Origin of the sequence: Streptomyces sp. HD (genome assembly GCF_028369295.1) — a bacterium.
Taxonomy (GTDB): Bacteria; Actinomycetota; Actinomycetes; order Streptomycetales; family Streptomycetaceae; genus Streptomyces.
In genome coordinates this window covers 12,205-27,611 of record NZ_JAQMYP010000040.1, presented here as the reverse complement: position 1 = coordinate 27,611, position 15,407 = coordinate 12,205, and the positions used below count along the sequence as shown (strand labels likewise).

The window sequence follows — 15,407 nt, the reverse complement described above, 5'->3', positions numbered from 1 at the left end:
GTGGCGCGTCTCTGGGGTATTTCAGCACTTTTCATATTACCTATCGCGTGACTGTACGGAGTCGATTCGCCACGGATCGAACGCTCCTCACCACACCTCACCTCACCGGAGATGACATGCACAAGCTTCGCAAGGCTGCCGTCCTGGTGGTCGCCCTCAGCAGCGTCGGACTCGTAGGCGCCGGCACCGCCGCTGCCGACCAGGGTGGCCACGACGGCAAGGACGGGGGCCATCTCAGCGCCCTGCAGAGCTCCAACTGCAAGTCGCACGACCTGAACGTCGACGTCTTGGGCCAGGTCGGCATCCTCAACGGACTGCTGGGCAACGCGCTCAACGGCGAGGGCAACGCCGGCGGGCAGGACACCCACATGGGCTCGACCATGGGATGCAACAACGGCGTCGGCCACTAGGGCCTGTTCGGCGGATCATTGCGCCAACCGCAGGTGAGCCCGGGTAATGATCCGCGGGACGCGACTCGGGGCGTCAGGGCATGGCGAACTTGGCGACGTACTCGTCGAAGGGCTCAATGCCGACTTCCGTACGAAGCCTGTCCATGCCCTCCGGCGCTTCACAGGGCCAGGGGATCGGTACCCCGTCCTTCACGCCGGCGATCTGGGTGCCGTAGATCTGCTTGCGGCCCTCGTTGACCAGCGTGCGGTCGCGCAGAAAGGCCAGCTCCCGCGGGCTGGCCGAGCCTGCGGACACCGCCTGCTCCATCAGCTGAAGGGCGCGACGCTGGACGTCGAGCTGCCGGTCGGCGTGCTGGGCGATCAGCCACGCTGCGCGTGCGGCTTCCTCGCCGACCAGTGCTGCCGTCGGCCAGCCGTACTCGTTCATGATCTCGCCGAGTCGGTCGCCGTGCCGTGCGGTCAGCCGGCGCCACACCAACTGCTCGGCCGGGTCATCGCTGTTCGCGCGGATTGAGGACTGGTGATCGGCCGCGGCCATGTCGGTGAGTTCCACGGTCAGCGCGGCGACGTCGTGCTCCACTCTCGACTCCTTGGTTGCGTCGGTGCGTTGTGCTCATCGGCTGCAACCCTAAAGGTGCATATCAGGCGTAAAGATCATTCCGGAGGACGGTGACAGGTGCCTGTTCGCACCTGGATAATGGATCTACGCCCGGAGCCAGAGGCGGATCAGTGTGACGGTCACGGTGTCGTTGAAGCCGTAGGCACGCTTGTCGAACCCGGTGGGGCGCCTGCCGTGGCTCCCGCGCCGTTTGCGGTTGGCCCTGGCAAGGTGGATCTTGCAAGTCAGGCTGCCCCGTGAGCGTCCCAGCCCCTCATCGGGGCCAGGAGGTGGAGTTCACGCTCATCATCGACCAGTCGATACGGCCTTCCGCGTGGGCGTTGGCCAGGATGGTCGCAAAGGCCTTGTCCCAGGTGCTGTCCGCCAACCAGCGTCTCTGTCTCTCGTACACGGTCTGCCATTTACCGAAACGCGTAGGCAGATCCCGCCACGGCATCCCGGTGTGCTGCCGGAAGAGGATCCCGTCTATCACCCTGCGATTGCTTCCCCAACGTCCGCCGCGCTGACCGGACTTCGGTAGATGGGGACGCAGACGCGCCCACTCCGAGTTCGATAGATCCCCAGCCCCACGTCCATGCCAAGGAGGCGGAACCCGGAACGGTCACACGATCCGCAGGACAGGCCCTAGTGGCGGTGGGGCGGGTTTACCTGGCGAGTGTCACGGGCGGGAGGTGGGAGTCGGGTTGAGGTGTGGTCCCGGTAATCCTTTGGCGGTATGCCGTGAGCGTTGCGGAACGCCCGGCTGAAGTCCGCGGCTCGTGGGAAACCCCAGCGAGAGACAATGATGTGGATGGGAGTGCTGCGCAGCGTGGGATCGGCCAGATCGCGGCGGGCGTTCGCCAGACGCTGCTCACGGATCCAGGACGAGACGGTGATGCCCTCCCCCTGGAAGATGCGGTGCAGGTAGCTGACGGAGCCGAGAGGGGAGACGTCTCTGCTCAGCCGTTGGCGCCAGATATCGAAGCGGTCGGCCGACGGAACGTCGTCGCTCCGGAACACCTTCTCGATCATCAAAACCCCGTTTGGATGCGGCCGAGTCGGAACGAGGGGCGCGGGTCAGACGCTTCTATGAGGATCTCCGCTGCCGGGCGCCAGCACACGGCGGGCAGCATCAACGACGAGCGGCTGTGCTCATTTCGCGGCGAATTCAGACACGCCATCGCTGTGGCACACCTTGAGTAAGGGGCTTTGTCGCAGTAACGGCCCCGCAGGATCAACCCGGTTGATGGTCTTCTGGGTTGCGCGGAAGATCAGTAAGTAGACGCGTTGCCAAGTGTGTGTACTCGTCGCTAGCGACTCCGTGCTGTTGCCCCCTTACCGTGAAATGCATGCGCCGGTGAGCGGGACCGAAAGGTAATTCGGTCAGATCCTGGTGGATGACACAGCGGATGCCGCGTATTCGGTGAATCTCGCATTTCCTGTGTCGGTCAATTTCTGCCAGAGGGGAATCAGCGTGAACGTAACCCGGACCAAGGTTTTAGGGGCGTGTGCGGCCGCGGTCGCGTGCGTGGCACTCGCGAACTCGCCGGCCTTCGCAGGCGTCAACACGCCGCACGCGCGAAGCGAAGATCTGCGTCTCCGCGGGTATCTCGACAGGCGGCGAGATGGGTGACTTCGGCTACTGGCGGTGCGGGACGACCTGAGCCTGATCCCTTCCGCCTACGTCTCAAAGAAGGATGACCATGCCACGTGCCAAGAAGCTGCTGTTCCCCATCGGAATCGCCGTCGCCATCGCAGGTGGCGGTGCCGCATCACCTGCGGCATCCGAAAGTCACGCTCCCGTCGCGGCTCCGCTGGACGAGAGCCACGCGCCGGTGGTGAAGCCGTGGGATGCACCCCTGCAATCTCGCGCTGCCGATTCTGTCTGCCGCTCCAGGATCCAGACCGCCATCGAGCTCAATGAGAAAGCCCTGGCAGCCGACGGTCAGCGGCCTGACACGGACGCAGCCGCAAGGTACAACCGGAGGACCCGGGCCGAGATCGGTTCAGCGCGAACAGACTGTCGTGGAGCGAGCCAAGCCAGGGAGATCAAGGAAGAGTTGGACGCGGCCCAGGATGCGGCGAGGGCAGCAGAACTTCACAACAGCGCCGGGGATGCGGTGCCTGCCAGGCACGCCGAGCGGGACGTAAAGGCTCACCTCGGAGAGGCCAAGGGCATGGCGTGATCGCGAGCGCGTGCCGCTGCACAGGTCATGCTTCTCCAGCGGCCTCATGGCGGCCTCCTTGGAGCTCTCCGCTCCCGTCGTGACGTACGGCGACATTCAGGCACCGTTTCTGGCGTGCCGCACCGGTCGCGGCGATTGTCATCGTGACCGGTTCCCAAGGGTCGTCGTGTCCCACGGGGGTACTCGACGACCAGTCCGGACGACAAGGGCCAGCGGGCTGAGCGCCCGCTTCGACACAACGGAACGGAGTGATGAGACGATGGCGAGCGCCACGGAGACCGGCGGCATCACCGGAACCCAGGACAAGGACTACAACCTTCTCTGGTACGTCGAGAGCTGCCTGGAGAACGCCCTCCGGCTGGACACCTACATCAAGGACGCCGAGCGGGCCAAGGACGAGCAACTGGTCGAGCTGTTCACCAAGGCGCAGGCTGACAGCCGTAAGGGCGCAGAATTGGGGAAGGCGTTGCTGCGCAGCCGCTTGAGCGGCTGATTTCACATGCCGGAGGGAGACTCCCGCCAGGCCCCTCCGGCCCACCGGTCGGCGCCTCGACGGCAAAGCGGGGCCTCGGCCTTTCCTTCCCCATGATGGGCGTCGCGGCCAGCCGCTCTGCGGCTGGCCCGAGGCCCCCTTTGTTGCGGCCAGGGCCTCCACCCACGCCGGTCGATGTTCACGAACGACCACCACCCCCGCCCTGGGGCCTGATGCCACCGGCTCGCAGCAGCACCGGAGTCTCTTCCGGCCCACGATGGGTATCCGCGTCTGCGATGTGATCGCGAGCCTCGCGTGAAGAGCGGGTATGAGGCTTGTCCAGACGTGATGAGTAGAGGTGAACGGGTCTTCCGCATCGCCGACCTCACCGCCGAGCACCAGCGCTGGCCCGTTTACGCGCCCCAGGCACGCAAGCTCGGCATCGGCAGCATGATGGGCTTCCTGTTCACCGAGGAGGAAGACCTCGGCGCGCTGAACCTCTTCAACAGCATCAAGCTCCGCGAGGTCGCCCGCCGGGTCTGCGAGGAGGGCACCCTGTCGTGACCCCGGGTGACCGGCTCCTCCGGAACAGGGCTGAACACCATCCCAGTGGTCGCCCAGGAGTGCCCCGCTCCGCGGCTCCGGCTCACAGGCTTGCGAGCAGTTGCGGTATGTCGGCGGCCCAGGCGGGAGTGCAGTCGGAGAGGCTCTCGGCGAGTTCGTCGAAACCGACGGTGTGCGCGTCGATGAAGTCGCGGTCGATCCGTCCGGTGCGGATGATCTCGTGCAGCAGGGCGTCGAGCAGGGCCACGTTGGTCCCCGCGCGGACTGCGAGGTGGACGGCCGCGCGGCGGGCGACGGGGGTGGGACGTGGGTCGACGCACACGAGACGGGGTGGATCGGCTCCCTCCAGGCGGTCCAGTACGCGCATCCACAGCACCGGCTGGGTCTCGGCCATGTTGTGTCCGAACAGGGCGATGACGTCGGCATGGTCGACGTCCGTGTAGGAGGCGGGCTGGCCGTCGCAGCCGAAGGTCTCCTTCAGCGCCTCCGCCGCGGTGGCGGTGCACAGGCGGGTGTTGCCGTCGAGATGGTTGGTACCGATGCCGGCGCGGGCGACCACCGTCAGGGTGTAGTACTCCTCCAGGAACAGCTGGCCGGTGGTGTAGAAGCCGATGCAGCCGGGGCCGTTCTCGTCCAGCAGCTCTCTGGTCCGGGCGGCGATCCGGTCCATGGCCGTGTCCCAGCCGCTGGGCACCAGTCGCCCGCCGTCCCGGACCAGGGGAGTGGTCAGCCGGTCCTCGGCCTGGTTGGCTTGCCAGCCGAACAGGTCGTTCGGTCCGAGCCGGCCGTGGTTGACCCGGTCGTCCGGCCGGCCGCGCACCCCGACGATCCGGTCATGGGCGACCGCGACGTCCATCGCGTCTCCGTTGGAGTGCAGCAGAGAGGCGGTGGGAACCCAGCGCTCCACGGCGTCGGCCGTGGCGCCGGGCTGCAGATACGAGTCGACCCGCACCGGCCAGGCTTCACCGCGGCCATAGGGGGTGCGGTCGCCCCAGGGCTGCGCGATCCGGTCGACCTTGGGCCGCATCCGCCTCATCCTCAACGGCCGAGAGCGTTCTGCAGCTGCTTTTTGGTCATCGAGGAGCGGCCGTCGATATTGCGCTTCTTCGCCTCCTCGTACAGCTGGTCCTTGGTCGGTCCCTGCGCGCCGCTGTGCGAGCGCTGCCCGCCGCGCTGGGGCGCGGACTTGGGGTCACGGGTCGAGGTCTTGCTCGCGGTCTTCGACTCGCCCGACCTCGCCCGCTCCTTGTTGACCGTCCGCGCGGCGATCTCCTTGGCTCGTCCGGCGGACTCTCCCCGGTCCTGGGCGCTCTTCTTGATGTGTTCGTACTGCCGTTCCCGCTTGGAACTCGATCCGGCCGGCATGCTGTTCCTCCTCGCCGTTCTCGAAGAGACCGGGCGGCGCCGCTGCCTCACGGATGATCGGGACGCTGGTCCGGAGGCGGGCACTCCGCCGCCTCTCCACCGCCGTTGTTTCCCTTTGTCCGTGCCATGGACATGGCCGCCGCCCATGTCGTCGGTCTGGCGCGCTTTGAGCTCACCGCTGCGTTGCGGTGTGGCACCGCCTTTGTCGCTGCGTCGGTGTTCGGTTCGCTGAGGGTTGGGGGTGCTCAGTCCCTTCTCTCTTCCAAAGGGGTCGATGCGCCGAGTTCCCCGAAGCTGTCGTCCGACCCGTCGGTCTCGCCGCTCCGCGTCAGTCGGTGAGCAATACGTCCCGGACCGCTCTGACACGCAGCTCCTCCAGCGTGTTCACCTGCTGTTCGGCCCGTGCGATCAGTCCGTCGAGCTCCTGCTCGTCGATGCGGCCGTCCGCCTCGGCCAGGGCGCGCAGCGTGCGCCAGCCGAGTTCCTTGCCCTTCACCCCCAGCCGGAGAAACTCAAGTTCGATCACCAGCGTCAGAGGCGAACGCCGGTACAGGCGTCCATTGCTCTTGAGACGCCCCAGTTGCTCGGCCGCGCCGGCTGCCGCGACCTTGTAGCGGCGCTTCGGCACGTCCAGGCTTCGCATGATGCGCAGCAGGCTCGCACGGTCCTCGGCGATCTCGTCGGCGAGGTGCTGCAGCGGTTGCGCGTATGGCGGGTCGCGATGTGATCGGGCCATGAACAGGGAGCGTCCGGCTCCGACCGTGGAACCTGCCAGATGGTCGTTGAGGTAAATCCCGAGCAGGTCCGTGCGGACCCTGCGGATCCGGGGCCGGGTGCCCGGCATCGGTGTCTTCATGGCTCGTGCCCTCTCGCTTCTCTCTCCGCCCGCGGGCGGCGGTGTCGCACGAGTACCCGTACGGGCCCGTCCGGCCCCTCGCTTCGGGGCACAGGACAGCTGGGCGCCGCTCCTGGCGGGAGCGGTCCGACCCGGCTGTCCCTGCCGTGGCCCTCGGGGTGCGGGGCCACCTTGGTCCAGCCCTTGGTCCAGCCCCCGTCCCGGCCCGTTGGCTGCCGCTCGGTGGCGTCCTCAACCGGACGCAGAGTGTTGAAGTCGCCGGACGGAACGCGCAGGTATTCGGCCTGACCGTCCTGGTACGGCCTCCTCCCGGCGAATCACCTTGCTGACGGCGGAGCCATCTCCACGACCTCGCCGAGGTTCTCGTGCCCCATGCTGCGGCCCGTCTCGATGGACGTACGTCCCTCGTACATGTGCAGGTCGAAGCCGCAGATGTTGGCGGTGGTGATCACGACGAGGATGTCGCAGGGGTGCTCGATCTTCGCGTCCGGCATGTCGCTGACGCTGACGGTGACGGTGACGCTACGCGGTCCTTCGTAAACGGCAGCCTTCACGATCGCTCCTCTCACGCTGCTCAGGTCCGCGGACCGGAAGGCCGAAGGCCACTGAGGGGGCTGTTGCCCGTTCGTGCCGGGCCCCCGCGCGTGATTTTGGGCAAGCGAGCCGAAGAGGGACGGGAGTGTCGGGTCGGCCTCGAACATGCCGATGCGTGTCACCTCACCGAGACGGGAACTCGGCGGCCATGAACACCGAGCAAGCACTCCGGGGGTCGTACTGGATCGAGAGCGCCCCGGGCGGCGAGCCCGCTTTCCCGCCGTCCGGGGATCTCGCCGTCGAGGTCGCGGTGATCGGTGGCGGCGTCGCGGGGCTCAGCACCGCCTGGGAGCTGGCCGAGCGCGGCCACGAAGTGGCCGTACTGGAGGCGGACCGGATCGCCTGTGGGGTCACCGGCCACACGACGGCCAAGCTGACCGCGCTGCACACCCTGGCCTACGACCACCTGCGCCGTACCCGCGGCCGCGAGGGCGCGCGGCTGTATGCCGACTCGCAGTCCACCGCGATCCGCCGGGCCGCCGAGATCGTGGCCGACCTGGAGATCGAGTGCGAGTGGGAGCAAGCGGCCGCCTGCACATACGCGGAGAATCCGCAGCACGTGACACTGCTGCGGGCGGAGGCCGAGGCGGCGTGCGAGGCGGGCCTGCCGGCCGAGTTCGTCACCGAAACGGAGCTTCCCTTCCCGGTGGCGGGTGCGGTACGGCTGACCGGTCAGGCGCAGTTCCATCCCGTGAAGTACCTGCGTGCCGTGGCCGACGACCTTCGTCGCCGCGGCGGTGCCGTGTACGAGGGGACACGCGTCACCGGCCTCACCGAGGGCGAACCCTGCGTCCTTGCGACCGACACCGGCGTCACGGTGCGGGCGCGTGAGGTCGTCGTCGCCACGCACTACCCCGTCTTCGACCGGGCCCTGTTCTTCACTCGGCTCTCCCCACGCCGCGAACTGGTCGTCGCGGGCACCCTCGACGCGGACCGGGCACCCCGCGAGATGTACATCACGCCCGAGCAGAACACCCGGTCCGTGCGCAGCGCCCCCTACGCCGACGGCAAGCGTCTGCTGATCGCCACCGGAGAGCACTTCACCCCCGGCGCCCCCGGCATCGCTGACGTCGAGGAACGTTTCGAACGGCTGGCCGCCTGGGCCCTCAGCCACTTCCCGGGCCTGACCCCCACCCACCGCTGGGCCACCCAGGACAACGTCTCCACCGACTCCGTACCTCTCGTCGGACCACTCCACCTCGGCAGCCACCACACGTACGTGGCCACCGGCTTCGGCGGCTGGGGCCTGAGCGGCGGCATCATGGCAGGCCGGCTGATCGCCGACCTCGTCGAGGGCCGGGAGCCCGAGTGGGCGGGCCTGTACGACCCGCGGCGACTGGGTTCCGTGGTCCGCGAAGGCGTGTCCTTCCTCAAGCACCAGGCCCACGTGGCCAAGCACTTCGTCGGGGACCGGCTGCCGCCCGTCACCGCTTCCGCCCCCGAGGACCTCGCCCCCGGAGACGGCAAGGTGCTGCGTGTGGGCGGCCACCAGTGCGCCGTCCACCGGGACGACAGCGGTCAGCTCCACGCCGTCTCGGCCCGCTGCACCCACCTCGGCTGCCTCGTCGCCTTCAACCACGCGGAGCAGGCGTGGGAGTGTCCGTGCCACGGCTCCCGCTTCGCCCCCGACGGCCGCATCCTCCATGGTCCCGCAGTGCGGCCGCTGAAGAAACGAGAGGTCTGAGTGTCATGGAACGGGCAGCCCTGTTCGACGTGGACGGAACCCTCGTCGACACCAATCATCTGCACGTGGTCACCTGGTGGGAGGCGTTCCGCCGGGCCGGGCACCGGGTGCCGACGCACGCCATCCACCGTGCGGTCGGGCTCGGATCCGAGGACCTCGTCGCCCGTCTGCTCGGCGGAAGAGAAGAATCAGCCCTGGACCCCGGCGAGGCGGAGGACCTCAGCACCGCGCACAAGGTCCTCTACGCCCAGTACTTCGAGCGGCTGACCGCGCTGCCGGACGCGGGCCGTCTGCTGCGAAGGCTGGCCGACGACGCCTGGACGGTCGTCCTCGCCACCTCGGCGAGCGACGACGAACTGTCCGCGCTGCGGCGGGCGATCGACGCGGACGACGCCATCAAGGCGACAGCGAGCGCTGACGACGTCTCCGAGGGCAAACCGGCTCCCGAGCCCGTAGAACGGGCGCTGGAACTGGCCGGCGTACCGGCGGAGCGTGCCGTGTTCGTCGGCGACACGGTGTGGGACATGCGGGCGGGCACCCGTGCGGGCGTGCGGTGCGTGGCGCTGCTGTGCGGCGGCATTCCCCGCGCGGACCTGGAAGAGGCCGGCGCCGACGCTGTGTTCGCGGACCCGGCCCAGCTGCTCGCCGAGCTGGCGCGCAGCCCGTTCGCCTGACGGACGTCGTTGTCACCTCCACCGCGCAGGGGCACCTGCGCTTCTGCACGAGCACGTCGAGGTGCACATGGTGCACCAACAGGCCGTACGCCACGAGGCCGTCGCCGGTTTGCCGGAGGACGAGCCGTGGCCGGCGGGCGAGGCCGTGGCCGGCGGGCGAGGCCGTGTCCGGTGTCCGTGCGACCGGACACCGGCAGGAGCGATGGGCCGACCGGCTCCTCGGCAACGCGGCGAAATGGCCGATCCGTGCTGAGTACGGGCCGCATCACACCGGCGGCCCTGGGTACGCACACGGTCCGCCTTGTCGTGACGGACGGGACGGACGTGACGGACGGTGTAGTACACCGCCAGCGGAGGAGCTGTTGGCCCCGGCCCCTGTGCCGGGGCGCGCCCGGGCGATGGCTCGCGGTCGGCCGCGGTTGCGTCCTGGCGGGGCAGGGCCCGTCCTGTGTCACGGGTACCGCGCGGGAGGCGTTACAGGGCCACTGCCATCGCGATCAGCCCGATCGCGACCAACGCCACCACGACCATGATCAGGACGAGCGGCATGGGCCCCCATCCCTTGCGCAGTTCGGGCGGCTCCGGGTGCGAGATGCCGTAAGTGCCTCCTTCGGCGGGCGGGTTCTCACCCGGGGGCACCTCGCCGCCGGGTTCGAGTCCCGGGGTTCGCTTCGGCTCGGGGTCAGGAGTCGTCATCGTGCGCGCCCCTCTCGCACGCCGTGGGGGGCGCCGCCCACGGCGTCTCGGTGTCGGAGGAAGGTCCGGTCCGATTACCTAGGGCCTTCAGGAGCCCTCGGAAGCCTCCGGGTATTGAGGCGCCATCCGGACGCCGGACGAGGACGCGTCACCTGTTGGGCCTCGCAGCGCTGATGTCGCCGAGGGCCGACCCGAAATCGCGCTCGATGGCCAGGTCGCCGATGGAGACGATGCCCACCGCGTGCCTTCCTTCGTCCACGACCGGGACACGGCGCACCGCATGCTCGCGCATCACCTCTACCGCGCGGTCCAGAGTGTCGTCGGGCCCCAATGTGACCAGATCGTCGCTGCACGCCTGGGCCACCGTCGTCTCATTGGGATCGCCGCCCTCGGCCATCGCGCGCACCACCAGGTCGCGGTCACTGACCAGCCCGCGCAACCGCTCGCCCTCGGTGACCAGTACGGTGCCGATGTCCTCGTCCCGCATCATCCGAGCCACGACCGTCACCGAGGTCTGCGGTTCGACGGTGGTAGGGGCGCTCGTCATGACGTCGCTGACATGCCGAGTCATGGAATGTCCCTCCGCGCATCGGGCGGCGGACCTTTCACCAACGCTGAGCCTCCCGAGTACCCGTGGGTGACCGGTCCCCACGTCGTCGCCGGAGGTATTCGGGCCTGCGCTGCCCCATATGTGAATTGGGCGCACACCGGACTTTCCTTCCGTAGCCTCACCCCTCCACGCCGGTGGCGCCGTGGGCGGCTCCGACCGGCTTCGATTCCGGGGAGCCTCGTTGCCGCAGGTAGATCGACAGCACGGCCATTGAGGCGACGGCGAGCAGTTCGGACTGCCAGTTCTGCAGGGTGCGGTTCCAGAAATCCGCGGCACCGAGGTAGTCGGCCCAGCTCAGCGGGGCCTGCAGCTCCCGCAGCCGCTGTTCGTTGTAGGCGGCCACGCCGGTGATCGACTGGACCAGCCAGGACAGCAGGAAGATCGTACCCATGGCCAGCAGCAGGGAGTGCGAGTACACCGCGCGACGCCATCCGCCGGCCCTGGCCCACTTGGGCGAGCCCTCCTTGGCGTACTCACCGACCAGCTGGTCCTCGTCGGACTCTGTGCCGCCCTTGTGTAGTTCCTTGGACTCCGGGGAACCGCGTTGCAGCAGCCAGACGGTCACGCCTACATAGAGGAAGAACTGCAGGTACTCCGACTGCCAGTTCTCGGCCACGTCGACTGCGAAGTCGGACGTGGTGACGTACTTGCCGAGAGAGATCTGCTGGAGCTGGTCGGTGGCCATCTGGTTGTTGAAGTCGGCGTGTCCGGCGATCGCCTGACCGATCAGAGCCAGCAGGAACGCGATGGTGAAGAAGAGCCCGAGCCCGTTGTCCCGCACGAAGCCCAGCAGGCCCCGGTGGGTGGGCGGGGTGGTCCGGGACGAGTGCTCGGTCATCGGTGCATCAGTCCCAGGGCCGCCAGGTAGACGAGACCGACCGTAATGATCGCGACGATCAAAGTGAACATGACCCTCACCAGCTCACCCGCCCTTGATCCGGCACCGGTACGGTTCGTGCGGCTGGGGCGCGCAGCCGGCGGCCACGACCTTCCAGCCGGCGGTGAAGCGGGACAGGAACAGGGTGTCCGAGGAGAGCACCGCCCGTGCCTGGTTGCCGTACACATCCGTCCGCCGTACGGCACCCCCCGGCGCCAGAGACTCCTCGCTCACCGCCTGCGGGCACGGGCTGCCGGCCGACTGCTCCAACTCCTCCACGGTCGCCGGCGCGAGAACGGCGCACACACGGTCGTATGCCCCTTCACCGAGGGCCTGCTCGAACGCGGCCGCGGTGTCGCGTACGTCGTCCTGCCGCTCCTGCACCGTGCCGCAGCCCGCGACGACGCCGACGGCCAGCAGGACACACAGCGCCACACCGCGTCTTCGCCCGGCCATCGGTCCACCTCCTACCGCAGTACACCGCAATGAGCCCGACGCGAGCGCCCACCGCGCCCCGCTCTTCCCTCACCCGGCCGAGCGGTCGTCGAAAGGTCCCCAGGTCGGCGCAAGGCACGCCGGGTGCGTGTGCTTCGGATGAGCCCTTCAGGGAACTCGTCGACCCGAACGTCACACAAAAAGGCGGCGCCACGCTCCAGGACAGGGCGGCGGCGAAGGTGGAGGAGTGCCCCGGATCAACGGACCGAGCACCCGTGATCAGGACCGACTGACCATCGCTGCCTGGTGAGGTTCGATGGGGATACCTCACCAAGGTCCGTGAGATCTGTGTGAGGAAGGAGAGGCACCATGCCGGCTGGATCGAGCTCCAAGCGGGAGCGCCAGTACGAACACGTCAAGAAAAGTGCTCAGGAACGCGGGGAGTCCACGAAGCGGGCCAAGGAGATCGCCGCACGGACGGTCAACAAGGAACGGGCCAGGTCGGGCGAGTCGAAGTCCGCGAGCAAAACCTCGACCCGTGACCCGAAGTCGGCGTCCCAGCGTGGTGGGCAGCGCTCGCACAGCGGCTCGCAGGGACCGACCAAGGATCAGCTGTACCAGGAGGCCAAGAAGCGTGACATCCACGGCAGGTCCTCGATGAGCAAGAAGCAGTTGGAGAACGCACTCGGCCGCTGATGGGCCGCTGAGCCCAAGGCGCGGCCGGGGCAGGCGGTGCGCGGGGCCGCCCGCCACCCGCTCGTCACGGGGCGGGAAGGCTGCACTGCGAAGAACGTCGTGTTCCGAACCCTACGAACGACTCAATCCGAAACCCTACGAACGACTCAATGGGGCAACATGCGCCGGCCGAGGTCCCCCGCCCAGCCCATCCGCACCCCATTACGGTGCCCCTATGCCTCATGTACCCGCGCTCCTCGTCCTTGACATGCAGAACGCCGCCGTGGCCATCTCTCACCGGCCGAAGGAGACCGTCGCCACGATCGCCTTGCTCCGGGAACGCGCTCGGGCCACCGATGTGCCCGTCATTACCGTCCAGCACGACGGCCCTGGACTGGAGCCAGGCACGGAAGCGTGGCGGATCGTGCCCGAACTGGCTCCCGGCGAGGGCGAGAAGATCGTCCGGAAGGGCACCGCCGACGCCTTTCTGGGCAGCGACCTCGGCCCGTTCCTTACGGCACTCGACGTCACCGAGGTGGTCGTCACCGGGTTCGCCACCGAGTTCTGCGTGGACACGACCGCACGGCAGGCACTCAGCCGTGGCTATGACGTGGTGCTCGTTGCCGACGGGCACACCACCTCTGCCCGTCCGGACGTCGACGGGTTCGTCTCGTCCGATCGGGCCGTCATGCACCACAACGCCATCTACCGGCACATCAGTTTCCCGGCGCGCAACATCCGTGTCCTGCCTGCCGCCGATGTCGACTTCACCGCTCCCCTGGGTGCCTGACATGGTTCGAGCGTCGGCGTGGTCATACCCTTTGACCTGTACATATGCGCCTCTGAGGCACACCGGGGGCGAACGTCTGCTGTACGCCCGACATGCCGCTTCGGGTGCCGTGCCATCCGGGTTCGAGTCTGGAACACGCTTCGTGTGTGAGCGATGAGATTGGGTGGCGGGTCGGGTCTACCCTGACATGACTCGAATCATCGCTGATATCTCGGTCTCTCTCGACGGCTTCGTCACCGGGCCCGACCCCGGCCCGCTCAACGGTCTGGGCACCGGCGGCGAGGCCCTGCACACGTGGGCGTTCTCCGACGACCCCGACGACCGCCGGGTCCTGCGCGAGGCGACCGCCCGCTCGGGCGCCGTCGTCCTCGGCCGCCACCTCTTCGACGTGGTCGACGGGCCGAAAGGCTGGGACGACAAGGTCGGCTACGGCGCCGGCGAGGTCGGCGCGCCCGCGTTCGTCGTCGTGACGAGCTCGCCGCCCGACTCGGTGCGGACAGCCAACCTCGACTGGACGTTCGTCACCACCGGTCTGTCCGACGCCGTCACCGCCGCGCGCGAGCGAGCCGAGTCGGCGTCGGCGGACAGCGGCCAGGACCTCGACGTCATCCTCATGGGCGGGGGCGCCACGGTCCGCTCGGCGCTGGAGGCCGGGCTGGTCGACGCGCTGACGCTGCACCTCGCGCCCGTCGTGCTGGGCGCCGGGACACCACTGTTCACCGGCGGAGCGTCGCTCACGCTGGTCCAGCGGAGCGTGATCTCGACATCGACCGCGACGCACCTGACCTACGACGTCCTGGGGTGATCGGATGACCACTGTCCACGCCAATGAGATCGCCTTGGGCATCGAGTCGTTCGGTGACGAGGACGCGCCACTCGTCCTGCTCGCGGGTGGGACGACGATGCTCTCCTGGCCCGACGCGCTGTGCGAGCGCCTGGCGGCCGGTGGGCGCCGTGTGGTGCGCTACGACCTGCGCGACAGCGGGGAGTCGACGACGACGGATCCACAGGCGCCCGCCTACACCCTGCGCGACCTCGCTGCCGACGCGGCGGCCCTTGCCGACGCGCTCGGCGGGGAACCCGCGCACCTTGCGGGGATCGGCGTCGGCGGGATGGTCGCCCAGGTGGCCGTGCTCGACCATCCGGGCGCATTCTCGGCGCTCACCCTGGTGGGCACCCGCCCGGTCGCCCCTGGCCCGCCCGACGACGACCTCCCCGACCACGACCGGGCGACGATGAGCCGGCTGTTCAAGCTTCCGATGCCCGATTGGGGCGACCGCGAGGCGGTGGCGGAGTTCGCCGCCGCCGGTGCGGAGATCCGCGGCGACGACCCCATTGCCGCGCGTGCGCTCGCCGCGCGCATCTGGGACCGCACGCCCGGCACCGCCCCCGCCGTCCACATGGCCAACCAGCTGGGCGTGGTGTTTTCCAAGCTCGACTGCAAACCCCGCTGGCGGGAGCGTCTGCCCGAGATCGAGGTCCCCACACTCGTCGTCCACGGCCATCGCGACCGGTTCTTCCCCGACGGCAAGGGCAAGGCAATCGCGCGCGAGATCCCCGGGGCGCGTCTGCTCATCCTTGAGGCGGCCGCCACTGCGATCCCCGCTGCAGGGGTCGCCGAGGTCGCCGAGGCGATGCTCACGCTGGGGTAGGGGACGCACGTGGGTTCTACGAGCATGTGTGGTCACCCTGCGGGAGCCGAGGGCCGTTGTGCGAGCGGTCAACTGGAATGCTCAAAGTGACCAACTGGAGGGTTCTGACCGCGCCTTCGTGACGAATACGCCAGGGCGCCGCCGGCTCAGGAGACGGACTGTGGAGGCTCTCCAGTCGCCTGGGACGGGTCGATGCGGTAGGGCTCGAATTGGAGGATCGGCGGCCTGAGCATGGGGCTTGTCGGACATAGGTGTAATCGGCCGCCACA

General features: G+C 68.6%; 16 protein-coding genes and 5 pseudogenes. 10 read left to right on the top strand and 11 right to left on the bottom strand.

The window, feature by feature from the left end; all coding sequences use genetic code 11:
• Positions 1-116 precede the first annotated feature (116 nt).
• Positions 117-410 (top strand): hypothetical protein, encoded by a 294-nt coding sequence (locus POF73_RS32010; RefSeq protein ID WP_272122520.1) that lies wholly within the window; start codon positions 117-119, stop codon positions 408-410.
• Positions 411-483: 73 nt separating this feature from the next.
• On the opposite strand, the gene POF73_RS32005 is transcribed toward POF73_RS32010, so the two are convergent.
• From POF73_RS32005 to POF73_RS31995, 3 genes and pseudogenes are all read right to left on the bottom strand, one after another.
• A complete protein-coding gene (locus POF73_RS32005) occupies positions 484-990 on the bottom strand; it encodes a DUF6624 domain-containing protein (protein ID WP_272122519.1) in 507 nt (168 codons plus the stop codon).
• Positions 991-1,113: 123 nt separating this feature from the next.
• A pseudogene (locus POF73_RS32000) lies at positions 1,114-1,561 on the bottom strand (transposase).
• Positions 1,562-1,653: 92 nt separating this feature from the next.
• Positions 1,654-1,944: pseudogene (locus POF73_RS31995) on the bottom strand (helix-turn-helix transcriptional regulator); the annotation flags it as partial.
• Positions 1,945-2,711: 767 nt separating this feature from the next.
• Here POF73_RS31995 and POF73_RS31990 point away from each other — a divergent pair.
• The 3 genes and pseudogenes from POF73_RS31990 to POF73_RS31980 all read left to right on the top strand — a co-directional run.
• Positions 2,712-3,194 carry a hypothetical protein gene (locus tag POF73_RS31990; protein WP_272122518.1) on the top strand — a complete coding sequence of 161 codons (483 nt, stop codon included), beginning with the start codon at positions 2,712-2,714 and terminating at the stop codon, positions 3,192-3,194.
• Between the two features lie 259 nt (positions 3,195-3,453).
• Entirely contained in the window at positions 3,454-3,687 is a 234-nt protein-coding gene (locus tag POF73_RS31985) for a hypothetical protein (protein ID WP_272122517.1), read from the top strand.
• Between the two features lie 336 nt (positions 3,688-4,023).
• Positions 4,024-4,173 (top strand): annotated as a pseudogene (locus POF73_RS31980) (antitermination regulator); the annotation flags it as partial.
• A 163-nt stretch (positions 4,174-4,336) separates the two neighbouring features.
• On the opposite strand, the pseudogene POF73_RS31975 reads toward POF73_RS31980, so the two are convergent.
• From POF73_RS31975 to POF73_RS31960, 4 genes and pseudogenes are all read right to left on the bottom strand, one after another.
• A pseudogene (locus POF73_RS31975) lies at positions 4,337-5,257 on the bottom strand (molybdopterin-dependent oxidoreductase); the annotation flags it as partial.
• Between the two features lie 11 nt (positions 5,258-5,268).
• Complete coding sequence (locus tag POF73_RS31970) at positions 5,269-5,595, bottom strand: plasmid stabilization protein (RefSeq protein WP_272122514.1); 327 nt, start codon at positions 5,593-5,595, stop codon at positions 5,269-5,271.
• Positions 5,596-5,923: 328 nt separating this feature from the next.
• Entirely contained in the window at positions 5,924-6,451 is a 528-nt protein-coding gene (locus tag POF73_RS31965; protein ID WP_272122513.1) for a hypothetical protein, read from the bottom strand.
• 212 nt (positions 6,452-6,663) lie between these two features.
• Positions 6,664-7,005: pseudogene (locus POF73_RS31960) on the bottom strand (alcohol dehydrogenase catalytic domain-containing protein); the annotation flags it as partial.
• Between the two features lie 188 nt (positions 7,006-7,193).
• Here POF73_RS31960 and POF73_RS31955 point away from each other — a divergent pair.
• Together POF73_RS31955 and POF73_RS31950 are read left to right on the top strand one after the other, a co-directional pair.
• Positions 7,194-8,729 carry an FAD-dependent oxidoreductase gene (locus tag POF73_RS31955; RefSeq protein WP_272122512.1) on the top strand — a complete coding sequence of 512 codons (1,536 nt, stop codon included), beginning with the start codon at positions 7,194-7,196 and terminating at the stop codon, positions 8,727-8,729.
• 5 nt (positions 8,730-8,734) lie between these two features.
• Positions 8,735-9,403 (top strand): HAD family hydrolase, encoded by a 669-nt coding sequence (locus POF73_RS31950; protein ID WP_272122511.1) that lies wholly within the window; start codon positions 8,735-8,737, stop codon positions 9,401-9,403.
• A 474-nt stretch (positions 9,404-9,877) separates the two neighbouring features.
• Here the strand turns inward: POF73_RS31950 and POF73_RS31945 are convergent, their stop codons facing one another.
• The 4 genes from POF73_RS31945 to POF73_RS31930 form a co-directional block, all read right to left on the bottom strand.
• Complete coding sequence (locus POF73_RS31945) at positions 9,878-10,099, bottom strand: DUF6480 family protein (RefSeq protein ID WP_272122510.1); 222 nt, start codon at positions 10,097-10,099, stop codon at positions 9,878-9,880.
• A gap of 148 nt (positions 10,100-10,247) precedes the next feature.
• Positions 10,248-10,670, bottom strand: coding sequence for a CBS domain-containing protein (locus tag POF73_RS31940; RefSeq protein ID WP_272122509.1), 423 nt, complete (start codon positions 10,668-10,670; stop codon positions 10,248-10,250).
• Between the two features lie 157 nt (positions 10,671-10,827).
• Positions 10,828-11,547 (bottom strand): DUF6766 family protein, encoded by a 720-nt coding sequence (locus POF73_RS31935; RefSeq protein ID WP_272122508.1) that lies wholly within the window; start codon positions 11,545-11,547, stop codon positions 10,828-10,830.
• Between the two features lie 84 nt (positions 11,548-11,631).
• Positions 11,632-12,042 (bottom strand): hypothetical protein, encoded by a 411-nt coding sequence (locus POF73_RS31930; RefSeq protein ID WP_272122507.1) that lies wholly within the window; start codon positions 12,040-12,042, stop codon positions 11,632-11,634.
• Between the two features lie 348 nt (positions 12,043-12,390).
• Between POF73_RS31930 and POF73_RS31925 the strand changes: the two genes are divergently transcribed.
• From POF73_RS31925 to POF73_RS31910, 4 genes are all read left to right on the top strand, one after another.
• On the top strand, positions 12,391-12,717 hold the full coding sequence (locus POF73_RS31925; RefSeq protein WP_272122506.1) for a plasmid stabilization protein: 327 nt from the start codon (positions 12,391-12,393) through the stop codon (positions 12,715-12,717).
• A gap of 214 nt (positions 12,718-12,931) precedes the next feature.
• Complete coding sequence (locus POF73_RS31920) at positions 12,932-13,486, top strand: isochorismatase family protein (RefSeq protein WP_272122505.1); 555 nt, start codon at positions 12,932-12,934, stop codon at positions 13,484-13,486.
• 187 nt (positions 13,487-13,673) lie between these two features.
• Positions 13,674-14,291 (top strand): dihydrofolate reductase family protein, encoded by a 618-nt coding sequence (locus POF73_RS31915; protein WP_272122503.1) that lies wholly within the window; start codon positions 13,674-13,676, stop codon positions 14,289-14,291.
• Between the two features lie 4 nt (positions 14,292-14,295).
• Complete coding sequence (locus POF73_RS31910) at positions 14,296-15,138, top strand: alpha/beta fold hydrolase (protein WP_272122501.1); 843 nt, start codon at positions 14,296-14,298, stop codon at positions 15,136-15,138.
• Positions 15,139-15,407: the final 269 nt, after the last annotated feature.

Bases quoted from the DNA above. Each gene is read 5' to 3' on its own strand.
- POF73_RS31925 (WP_272122506.1), top strand. From the start codon at position 12,391: ATGCCGGCTGGATCGAGCTCCAAGCGGGAGCGCCAGTACGAACACGTC.
- POF73_RS31940 (WP_272122509.1), bottom strand. From the start codon at position 10,670: ATGACTCGGCATGTCAGCGACGTCATGACGAGCGCCCCTACCACCGTC.
- POF73_RS31930 (WP_272122507.1), bottom strand. From the start codon at position 12,042: ATGGCCGGGCGAAGACGCGGTGTGGCGCTGTGTGTCCTGCTGGCCGTC.
- POF73_RS31965 (WP_272122513.1), bottom strand. From the start codon at position 6,451: ATGAAGACACCGATGCCGGGCACCCGGCCCCGGATCCGCAGGGTCCGC.
- POF73_RS31920 (WP_272122505.1), top strand. From the start codon at position 12,932: ATGCCTCATGTACCCGCGCTCCTCGTCCTTGACATGCAGAACGCCGCC.
- POF73_RS31915 (WP_272122503.1), top strand. From the start codon at position 13,674: ATGACTCGAATCATCGCTGATATCTCGGTCTCTCTCGACGGCTTCGTC.
- POF73_RS31955 (WP_272122512.1), top strand. From the start codon at position 7,194: ATGAACACCGAGCAAGCACTCCGGGGGTCGTACTGGATCGAGAGCGCC.
- POF73_RS31950 (WP_272122511.1), top strand. From the start codon at position 8,735: ATGGAACGGGCAGCCCTGTTCGACGTGGACGGAACCCTCGTCGACACC.
- POF73_RS31935 (WP_272122508.1), bottom strand. From the start codon at position 11,547: ATGACCGAGCACTCGTCCCGGACCACCCCGCCCACCCACCGGGGCCTG.
- POF73_RS31970 (WP_272122514.1), bottom strand. From the start codon at position 5,595: ATGCCGGCCGGATCGAGTTCCAAGCGGGAACGGCAGTACGAACACATC.
- POF73_RS31945 (WP_272122510.1), bottom strand. From the start codon at position 10,099: ATGACGACTCCTGACCCCGAGCCGAAGCGAACCCCGGGACTCGAACCC.
- POF73_RS31990 (WP_272122518.1), top strand. From the start codon at position 2,712: ATGCCACGTGCCAAGAAGCTGCTGTTCCCCATCGGAATCGCCGTCGCC.
- POF73_RS31910 (WP_272122501.1), top strand. From the start codon at position 14,296: ATGACCACTGTCCACGCCAATGAGATCGCCTTGGGCATCGAGTCGTTC.
- POF73_RS31985 (WP_272122517.1), top strand. From the start codon at position 3,454: ATGGCGAGCGCCACGGAGACCGGCGGCATCACCGGAACCCAGGACAAG.
- POF73_RS32010 (WP_272122520.1), top strand. From the start codon at position 117: ATGCACAAGCTTCGCAAGGCTGCCGTCCTGGTGGTCGCCCTCAGCAGC.